Raw genomic sequence first — 9739 nt, forward strand, 5'->3', positions numbered from 1 at the left:
TCTCTGTCGCGGAGACTATTGGCCCAGAGAGAGCGAAAGTGGCGGATTTCTGTGCGCCTGGAAAAACCGCGAAGTCCGCAAGAATCCTCGGAAACCCCAATGAACACGCGGGTAAAGGCGAAAAAAATCCAACCGTGTGACGGGTTGGAACTTGTATATGGTGGTGTACTGCGGACCACGGTTCAAACTCGCTCTCGGAACAGGTGAGGAAGGTTTCGGGTATTTGTTCCATGATTGCGAAGATTGTCCTTTTCGGATGGTGAAACTTCGAACTGAACATCAAACTTCACAAACCAGACAAATAGCCTCTACCGCCGAGCTCGTTTGTAGGCTCGAAGATCTTCGGCAGAAAACATCTGGTTGCGTCCCACCGTGTGACAGGGCAGCAATTTATTCGCCTGCACATATCGCCGCAGAGTTGGCAAAGACACCTCTAGATACTCAGCCGCCTCAAACGCCGATAAAGGTTCATGCTGCAAGTGACCGAACACTTGCTCATGCGTGAAGTCATCATCCCTAAACGCCTGGTTTGTCAGAAGCGAAAAGAATTTGATCCGCTCAGTCGAGGGCATGCGCTTCATCTCCGAGAAGAGATCTTGTGCGGTCAATGCGTGGCTCATTTTGAGGTTCCTTTGGATTTTTCCTGTCGTAGGTACTGTTTCAACTCAGCGTAAAAATTCTCGTGAGTACCCACCTGATAAAAATCAATAACTAAAAACTCCACGGACACATCGTCCTTTGGAGCGCGATAAGCAATCAAATACTCCTGCCGACTGAAGCGAAACTTGCGCACTCGGATTCCGGCCAGGTCTCCAACCTTCAGCTCACCAATTTCGGGATCATCGCAAACGACGTCCACTTCATCTTCAATTGCCAACTGCAAGGGCTTGTGTGCCTTTTTGACGTACTGAGCAAACGGCCGTTTGAAGTTGGTTTCCATGCGTCAATTATGCATCGAATTTGATCTCATATCAACTCACACATTACTTTGCACGCCACTTGGCCAGCAATCGCGCCTGAAGGGACTTGCGCTCGGGCAGCAGCCGGGCACGCCGGGCTGCGATGCGCTCGGAAATCTCAAGTTGGCGACTCGGGTCAACCCACGCCTTGCCATCCGTGGCCAAGTATCTATCGCAGGTGGAAGTGCCCTCCAAACCCCTCACCCGTATCGACCTCAACCTGGCTTCAGGCATCCTCAAGGCACGGCGCGAACTGAACGCGACGGAAGTCCTCATGGGCTGGAGCGAGCAAAGCCGTGCGCCAGAGTTCTTCTTCGGCTCGCTGATGGAGAACCTGCTGCGCGAGAGCGAGTTCTCCTTGCTCGTTTTGCGGCCACGCGAACCAATCAACACCACCCGTCGCCTACTCCTCATCGCTTCACCCGATGCCGATCTGGAGCCGGGCTTCAACGCCGGCATCAGGTCCATCAAACGACTGGCTCGTCAGCTTAGCGCTCCAGTGGTCTTGATCGGCCATGCGGGGGTTTCCGAGCGGGTGTTGAGTCGAATTCGGACTTTGGCGCCCGATTGCGATCTTGTTATGAGTAAGACAGAACGCTGGCCAGGGCTGACCCGTGCCCTCAAAGAGCAATACCGTGACGGAGATTTCCTGATCCTGTTCGGCGCCCGACAGGGTGGCTTGACGTGGAAGCCCAGTATGACTCACCTGCCAGAAGAACTCGCAGAACTTTTCCCCCGAGCCAATCTGTTGCTGTTCTACTCTGGCGATCCGCGGCCTGATAACCCGAACTCGGTAATGAACCCGGAGTCCTTGTCGAGAGTGAATTGATTCCTGAGAATCCTGACTTGATGCCGCTAGGCAGGATCATCCAGATCATAAGCCTATGGTGCTCTCGCCTGCGACAAACTCAGGAACCAGAACGAAAACGGGGCGGGTTGGTGACGTTGTTCCCAACCGCTTTGACCGCGTACCAGGCAATCCGTACCGCAGGTACTGTTCGAGCAAATCATCATTGCCACCGGCGACGTTGCCGAAGCCGCCTTGGGGGCCTTTGATCACCTGACGCGTACGCCCATGGCATAAAGAGTTAGTGTGCCAAGCGGCTAACATGCAACCATGAGCTCTTCCTGGTTGGAATCCACGCTGCTGCTGGCACAGGGTCTCGCCCCCCTTCTTGTGTCGCTGTTGCATCTGGTGTGCGCCACGGCCGTGACGGTGCATGCGTTGCTGAACAAGCGGCTCGTGCACGCGGCGATCGGCTGGATTGCGCTGGCCTGGCTCGCGCCGTTCATGGGAGCCCTGTTGTACCTGATGCTGGGCGTGAACCGCATCCGACGTGCCGCTGTGGCCTTGGGGCTCACTGACACCTGGCGCGGTGACGGCTCCAGCGCTGACCCGACCAGTGAAGCAGATGCCCCTTGCTTGCCGGAACTGGCCGGCATTAGCCGGCTCACCCGTGAGGTCACCGGGCGAAGCTTGTTGGCTGGCAATACGGTGACGCCGCTTGTGCATGGCGAGCAAGCCTATCCCGCCATGCTGGCTGCGATTCACGCGGCACGCCATTCGGTCACACTGCTCAGTTATATTTTTGACGATGATCTGGCCGGGCGTTCTTTTCTGGAGGCGCTGGCACAGGCAAAGACGCGCGGGGTGCAGGTGCGGGTGCTCATTGATGCGGTCGGGGCGCGTTACAGCCGCCGCCATATGGTCAAGCAACTGCGCCGCTGTGGCGTTCCAGCAGCCGTGTTTCTGCCGCCCCGCCTGACCCGCCTGCTGGCCCAGGCCAACCTGCGCAACCACCGCAAGATCATGGTGGTCGATGGTGAAATTGGCTTTACCGGCGGCATGAATATCAGTTCTGCCCATTGGCTGTCAACAGCGTCTGCGCCACTGATTCAATGCCTGCATTTCGCCGTACGCGGCCCCGTGGTCACCGACCTGCAGCGCACCTTTGCCATCGACTGGGCCTTTACCACCGGTGAGACCTTACATGGCCGCCCCTGGTTTGTTGGCAACGCAGCCTGTGGCCCGGTGCTGGCGCGCGGCATCACGGACGGGCCAGATGCCGACATTGACCATATGCGCCAGGTAATTTTGGGCGCGTTGGCAACGGCGCGCCAGCGGGTGCGCATTGTGACACCGTATTTTCTGCCTGACGATGTGCTACTTACCACGCTGCAGATCACGGCCCTGCGCGGCGTGACGGTAGATATTGTGCTGCCCGCGCGCAGCAACCTGCCATTGCTGGACTGGGCCATGCGCTCTCAGTTTGGCTGGCTGGTTGCCAGCGGCTGTCGCGTCCACCTGAGCGGGCCGGGCTTTGACCACACCAAACTGTTTTTGGTGGATGACGCGTGGTCGCTGATCGGCTCGACCAATTGGGATGCGCGCAGCCTGCGACTGAACTTCGAATACAACCTGGAATGTCACGACGCGCAACTGGTGCAGCAGCTCGATGCCCTGGTGGATGAGCGCATTGCGCAGGCACACCAACTCACGACCGCCGAGTTGGCCGGGCAGTCCTTGGGTGCACGGCTGCGCGACCGACTGGTCTGGCTGCTGTCGCCATACCTGTGACTGGCTAGCGCAGAAATTGACTATATTGCTCTTTCAATGCGAACTCACTTGCGCACACGGCGCCCGGCGCTAAGTATTGCTTCCACTATGATTTAAAGCATAAAGAACAAATAGTAAAACCATGAACAACCTGTCACTGATCGGCGGCCTGGCTGGTGGCGTGGGCCTGTTTTTGCTGGGAATGGGGCTGATGACCGACGGCCTCAAACTGGCTGCTGGCCCGGCGCTGGAACGCATTTTGGCCAACGCGACGCAAACACGCGCGCGCGCCCTGGCCAGCGGCGTGCTGGTGACCGCCGTGGTGCAGTCGTCAAGCGCCGTCACCGTGGCGGCCATTGGTTTCGTCAATGCCGGGCTGCTGACGCTGGGGCCAGCCATCTGGGTGCTGTTTGGCGCCAACGTGGGCACTACCATGACCGGGTGGCTGGTGGCGCTGGTGGGCCTGAAGTTCAAGATTGAGGCACTGGCCCTGCCCATGATCGGTCTGGGAATGGTGCTTCGACTCAGCGGCGAGGGTCAACGACGTGGTGCCATGGGCATGGCCATCGCCGGCTTTGGGGTGCTGTTTTTGGGCATTGACCTGCTCAAAAACAGCTTCACCGGTGTCGCTGCAGGCATGACGCTGCCCGATGGTGGCGGCGCTTTGAATGTGTTGCTGCTGGTGGGCAGTGGCGTGCTGTTGACGGTGCTGATGCAAAGCTCCAGCGCGGCACTCACCGTGGCGCTGACCGCTGCGCAGGGTGGCCTGCTGTCGGCACAGGGCGCGGCCGCTGTGGTGATTGGTGCCAATTTAGGCACCACGGTGACGGCGCTGATTGCCGCCATTGGTGCTACGCCCAACGCAAAGCGCGCCGCTGCGGCGCACATTTTGTTCAACCTGCTCACAGGGGTGGTCGCGCTGGTGTTGCTGCCGTGGTTGATCAACTTTTTGGCCGTGCTACGCGAGTGGCTCGACCTGCCGCCCGACCCAGCAGCCAAGCTGGCGCTGTTTCACACCGTGTTCAACCTGCTGGGCGTGCTGCTGATCTGGCCAGTGGCGGCGCGCATGACACGCTTTCTGGAGGGCCGCTTCAAGGCTGCTGATGAAGACCAGGGCCGCCCTCGCTACCTGGACAAAACCGTGTTGACCATCCCCGCTTTGGCGCTCGATGCCCTGCAGCGCGAGGTGGCGCGCCTGGGGCAAATGGCGGTGGCCAGCGTGCAGGCAGTGCTGCGCGAGCCGCTGGCAGCGGGCACCAGCCTGCACCCGGTAGCGGCTGACCGCTTGGGAAAGGCAATTGCTGACTTCATTGTGCAGTTGCACCGCAGTGGCATGTCCCCGCTGAGCGCCGCGCGGCTCTCCAACATGCTGCACCTTGCACGCGACCATGAAACGGCCGTGGCCTTGGCCGGTGAGGCGGCCCAAGCGTTGGCCGAACTGAACCTGCCCGCATCGGTTGTCCCACAGGTCCACCAGGCTGCACTCGACAGCTCCGATTGGGCCACCTTGCGACAGCACGCAGACCACATTCTGACGTTGGCCACGGTAGAGGCCGGCAGCGACCGCCGTACCTTGGAACAAGCCAGCATCTCGCTCAAAATCGCCTATCAGAACCTCAAAGACCGCCTGCTGCGTGACGGGACACAAGGGCAGCTCGACGTGACCGCCATGGACGCGCAACTGCGCGCTGCCAGTGCACTGCGCCGCGCTATTGAGCATATTGTCAAAGCCCACGCCTTGCAGAGCCGCATGAACAACCCCGAACCAGAACCCACCCAAACCTAAGGCAGCTTCCGGCGAAATTGAAGGTCAGCTTTTCCACTTTTCTGTGGGGCTCATGGGGTTCCGGTGAACGTCGGGAATGGGTCTACTGGAGCCTTTGGGCATGCCCTACGAGCGTAGCGCCCAGCGTATCGGCCAGGCCAACGGCTACAAATCCAAGACCATGCTCACCCGCATGGGAGAAATCACCTTTGAGGTGCCCCAGGTGAGAAGCGGTGGTTTTTATCCCAGCGCCCTGGAGCGCGGCAGCCGCTCAAGACCTGCGCGCTCGTGCGCTGCAATGCAAACACCGGCATCGACAGAAAACCCACTGTGGCGGTAGGCCAGCATCTCATTGGCCTCAAAGCTTTGCAGTAGCCCCCGTCCCACGAAGGCGCGCAGGACACGCCTGCGCAAGGTGGCTTGGGCTTGGATTGCGACACGCTCATCGACCCCGCTGGCCGGGTGGAAGATGACGCCTGATGCAGCTTATGTATCTGCATCGCTAACGTGAGCGGCGGCATTGCCGCGCGACTTGGGGATCGGCAGCCGTCCGCACGCTCCCCGCAGCCCTCCCCAGCGTCCCGGGGACGGTACCGCCTTATTTCATGAACCCGGAAGTGACGGCCACTTCCGCGCTGATGGCATCGTTGTGCGGATCGTCCAGGGCCAGCAAGCGCCGCAGGGCCGGCGACAAACGTCCCTGAACTTCCGGGCGCAGCAGACGCTTCTGGTACTGCTGCTGTGGCTTGTCACCACGGCAATAGAAGCTGTGTAACGCCGTGCGCGGCTTGTCCGTCAGATTGGCATCGCCCCCATGCCACAGGTGTGCATTCATGACCACCACGGTTCCGGCCTTGCCTGTGATTTTGACCTCTTCAGGATGCGCATCTTTAGGGCGATCCGGCAGGCGCCCGAGCAGATGGGTGCCAGGCACAGCCCGGGTCGGACCATTCTGTAACGTAAAGTCGTCCAGCATCCAGATGCAGTTGCAGACCCAGTAGCCACCCGCATCCGGGATCGCCGCCATGTCGCAATGGAGCGGCTGGCTGATGCCGTTGTGCGGCAGCGCCGTACGCACGTTCAGGCTTGAGAGTTTGAATTCCGGGCCGAGCACCGCGCCAACTGCCTCCAGTACCTCGGGCATGGCCACCGCACGCTCAAATATTTCGCCCTTGTCTACGCAATTGGCCAGACGCAACGCGCCCGGCTCGTGCTTGAATTCCTGCCCGGCCCGGTCGCCCTCCTCCTTATACAGCGCCTCAACCCGTGCACGCATCTCGGCCAGCATGGCTGGCGGTATCAGATTCGGGAAAATGGCATAGCCCTGCTCGGCCAACTGCTTTTTCTGCATCTCGTCCATCATAAGGATAGGAAATTCAACCACATGCGTACCAGTATCACTCTTCAGATCGGCCACCAGAATCAGTACAAACCCTGCGAAAGTCGCTTATGTGGGCGTGCACGCGCACAGATCGCTTCATTGGTGATTGAATTTGCTGATCTGGCGCTGTACTGACCCGCAGCGCGTCGGGGTCGCTGTCTGGCTTACTCACCAATTGACGCGCTGATCGATCTCGTAGTCCGGTGCCGGTTGCGCTGCCATATCCCATTGCGGCTCGCTTTGCGCCCCGTCATCCATCTGCGCACCACAGTCGTCCCACAGCGGCGGCCCACGTGCCGGGGAGATGTGCGGGGGCTCTGAGTCCGCCCCGATGTGGTCAAGAATTTGCCCGATGTCGGCACTGTGTCTTCTGGAGCCAGCCAACTTTCTCCGAAACAGACCGACAAAATTGGATGTCGGGTCAGGGCACCAAGGAGTCGATCGCTGACTTTTCGCCGAAGTCAGCTATCCATGCTACTTTGCGGACTTTGGTGTGACCGGTGTTCTCTCTGTAGCGGAGACTATTGGCCCGGAGAGAGCGAAAGTGACGGATTTCTGATCGGCCGGAAAAACCGCGAAGTCCGCAAGAATCCTCGGAAACCCCAATGAACACGCGGGTACAGGCGAAAAAAATCCAACCGTGTAACGGGTTGGATTTTGTATATGGTGGGCTGGCGTCTACTGAGAGATAGTCCGAAACCCGCATGAAATATAGAATTCTTCAATTCAATCTTTATTTTGTTCCCCGGTTTGTTCCCCGGTAATGTGCATGATTGTTTTGGGCTTCAATCGGACTCGAAAAATATTTCACACTTCCCAGGCTACCTTGACAGTCGCTTGCGTAAACCTATAATTGCCGCACTGAGTTCGACACGCTCAGCTATCAACACGGGCCGCCACGCCCAATAATTATCCATAACAGACGTCTTCTCTACGGACGGTAATAAAGATTCGGGCTTCGGTCGCTTTACTAGCAACAAGCGACCCACCGTGCATTAACACGGTCAGAAGCCATCGCGCGTTCGCCAACACAGCGGTACTGATCGCGTGGGCGTTTGCATTCTTTTGATCTGTTATGGAGCGCGTATATGCAAAATGCATCGCCAAAAAAGTCAGTGTTTCCTCTTTATCCTTCGATGGCTCAAGCATTCGGGCGGCCCGGCGAAAATCCAACGGGCCACGAAACGACTAGGCTCGGCTTAGTGGAAAACTCGATGGGTAAGCAAACGAAGGGGCTCAAGCTCCCCGAAGTTCAGTTAATCACAAAGCTGAGCCGATCGACCATCTACTCCAAAATGTGTCCGACGAGCAAGCAATTCGATGCATTTTTTCCACCACCGATTCGCACCTCCAGCCGTTCGATTATTTGGCTCAACTGGGAGATCGAACGCTGGCTGCAGCACCGCATTGATCTGAGCCGCAAAGGGGGTACAACCTGACCCCCGAAGTTAATCGAATCAATCCGGACTTGAGCGGAAACGCAGAGTTCGCCCCCGAAAAAGCCATATAAACATTCTCCCCGAAGGTCAACCGACCTTCAGGGAGATAAGGCCTAACTGCGTACATGCCCAAAAATGCAGCGGGGGCTCTACGCCCGCGATTTTCTGCTAAAGATTATCGCGGAGAGAACACCTTCCAAACCGATCAATTTTGGTTAATTAACGTGTATGAGGAGAACTCATAGGAGTCCTGCACCACGTCATGTCATAACCCAACAATCAAGCGTTAGAGAATAGCGCCTCTAACGCCAGCTGAGTCTTTACGACCCAGCCTTATACGAGGACCGAAAGTGAGCAATCAATCTGACTTGGAAGACAGTATTTCTGACGATGAATTTTACCTAGCGCAAGATGAACAATCGAATTGCTGGCAAGAGGAAGTTGGCGGCGAAACGGTGATGGTGCTTGCTCATCAGTACCAAAGCCCGTATCCCCCCTTGGAGGAGGCGGTGAAGGCGATCCTCTCCAGCAGAGACCCGATATATAAAAAAACAACGGACAAATCAGGGCGTGAAGTCCATGCGGTCACGGCCCTCAGCTACTTCGCCTGGCGCATGCCCCAATTCATTGCGCTTTATAGCCCCAAGATCCGACACAGCCCACATATTCAGCTGTTCTTTGACACTGTTAAGAAACTGGATATGTGGCTGGAAACTTTCAAAGTGCCGGGTGCCTGGTCCTTGGTGGAAGGCAAGAAGGTGGCGGAGCGTTTGAACGAGATGGTGGATGAAATTCGGCGTGAGGCTGCCACGGTGGCGTTCAAGAAGAGTGTTACTCGCAGGCAAGAAAACTCAACCAAGAAGTTTCAAAGCTCTCGGCAGTATGTGAATAGGATCTTTGCATGGCGGAACCGGCTTGAAGTTATTCGAGTTGATCTGGAGTATCGAACTGACAAAGAGGAGCCCAGCTTGGCGCAAGCAAGATCCGACCTGGCGCATTTCATGGAGAACCGTCGGCACAACAGGCTGTTTGACGACATTGGCGGGTACATCTGGTCGCTTGAATATGGTGGACGCGGTCGTGGATACCACTTCCATGTCATCTTCTTTTTTGACGGATCAAAAGTACAGAAGGACACCTACATCGCCCGCAAAATTGGGGAATACTGGGTGGACGTCGTTACGAAAGGGCGTGGGGCCTACTACAACTGCAATGGCAACAAAAAACGCTACCAGCGCCTCAATCGCCTCGGTATCGGTCGGATCGAAAGCGACGACGAGCAAAAGCGCCACAACCTGGACCACGTTGTTCAGTACCTGACAAAAAAAGACTACTGCTTGATGCCTGAGTTTGATGGCGGCCGAGTTTTTGGGAAAGGCAAAAGCCCTCGCATCAATACGTTAGGCGTCGGACGCCCGAGGAAGGATCGGTCTACAGCCGAAAATCTTCACCTGGATCAGCCGCATTTATCGGCGTCAGCGAACGCGAACGCCGGCAGCCCTTGGCGTATTCCTCCCACAGCAGTTGCAGGGTGACACCGGCGCGTTTGAGCTCAGTGTGTATCTGGGCAAAGTCAGGCAGTGCTTGTTTGCTGTTGCGCGGTAATGCCGCCTTGTACAGCTTGGCCTCAAGCTCTTG

8 protein-coding genes and 3 pseudogenes are annotated in these 9739 nt (G+C 57.5%); 6 read left to right on the top strand and 5 right to left on the bottom strand.

From position 1 onward, the window contains the following. Positions 1 to 308: 308 nt before the first annotated feature. Entirely contained in the window at positions 309 to 620 is a 312-nt protein-coding gene (locus Q7U49_RS09475; protein WP_304764026.1) for a helix-turn-helix domain-containing protein, read from the bottom strand. Then, positions 617 to 940, bottom strand: a complete 324-nt coding sequence (locus Q7U49_RS09480) for a type II toxin-antitoxin system RelE/ParE family toxin (RefSeq protein ID WP_304764027.1) — start codon at positions 938 to 940, stop codon at positions 617 to 619. The genes Q7U49_RS09475 and Q7U49_RS09480 overlap by 4 nt, the downstream gene beginning before the upstream one ends. Positions 941 to 1116: 176 nt before the next feature. On the opposite strand from Q7U49_RS09480, the gene Q7U49_RS09485 reads away from it, so the two are divergent. The 4 genes and pseudogenes from Q7U49_RS09485 to Q7U49_RS09500 form a co-directional block, all read left to right on the top strand. Beyond that, positions 1117 to 1788, top strand: coding sequence for a universal stress protein (locus tag Q7U49_RS09485; protein WP_304764028.1), 672 nt, complete (start codon positions 1117 to 1119; stop codon positions 1786 to 1788). Positions 1789 to 2076: 288 nt separating this feature from the next. After that, positions 2077 to 3537: a phosphatidylserine/phosphatidylglycerophosphate/cardiolipin synthase family protein gene (locus Q7U49_RS09490; protein WP_304764029.1), complete on the top strand. Its 1461-nt coding sequence runs from the start codon at positions 2077 to 2079 to the stop codon at positions 3535 to 3537. 121 nt (positions 3538 to 3658) lie between these two features. Then, entirely contained in the window at positions 3659 to 5302 is a 1644-nt protein-coding gene (locus Q7U49_RS09495; RefSeq protein ID WP_304764030.1) for a Na/Pi cotransporter family protein, read from the top strand. 103 nt (positions 5303 to 5405) lie between these two features. After that, positions 5406 to 5576 (top strand): annotated as a pseudogene (locus tag Q7U49_RS09500) (transposase); the annotation flags it as partial. On the opposite strand, the pseudogene Q7U49_RS09505 reads toward Q7U49_RS09500, so the two are convergent. The 3 genes and pseudogenes from Q7U49_RS09505 to Q7U49_RS09515 form a co-directional block, all read right to left on the bottom strand. After that, positions 5540 to 5767, bottom strand: a pseudogene (locus Q7U49_RS09505) (transposase); the annotation flags it as partial. The pseudogenes Q7U49_RS09500 and Q7U49_RS09505 sit on opposite strands and share 37 nt — an antisense overlap. Before the next feature lie 112 nt (positions 5768 to 5879). After that, positions 5880 to 6644, bottom strand: a complete 765-nt coding sequence (locus Q7U49_RS09510; RefSeq protein WP_304764031.1) for a phytanoyl-CoA dioxygenase family protein — start codon at positions 6642 to 6644, stop codon at positions 5880 to 5882. Positions 6645 to 6830: 186 nt separating this feature from the next. Continuing rightward, a pseudogene (locus Q7U49_RS09515) lies at positions 6831 to 7028 on the bottom strand (IS91 family transposase); the annotation flags it as partial. Between the two features lie 722 nt (positions 7029 to 7750). On the opposite strand from Q7U49_RS09515, the gene Q7U49_RS09520 reads away from it, so the two are divergent. Both Q7U49_RS09520 and Q7U49_RS09525 read left to right on the top strand, forming a co-directional pair. Continuing rightward, a complete protein-coding gene (locus Q7U49_RS09520) occupies positions 7751 to 8101 on the top strand; it encodes an AlpA family phage regulatory protein (RefSeq protein ID WP_304764032.1) in 351 nt (116 codons plus the stop codon). A 779-nt stretch (positions 8102 to 8880) separates the two neighbouring features. Then, positions 8881 to 9636, top strand: coding sequence for an inovirus-type Gp2 protein (locus tag Q7U49_RS09525; protein WP_304764033.1), 756 nt, complete (start codon positions 8881 to 8883; stop codon positions 9634 to 9636). Positions 9637 to 9739: the final 103 nt, after the last annotated feature.

Origin of the sequence: Rhodoferax sp. (genome assembly GCF_030653815.1) — a bacterium.
Taxonomy (GTDB): domain Bacteria; phylum Pseudomonadota; class Gammaproteobacteria; order Burkholderiales; family Burkholderiaceae_C; genus Rhodoferax.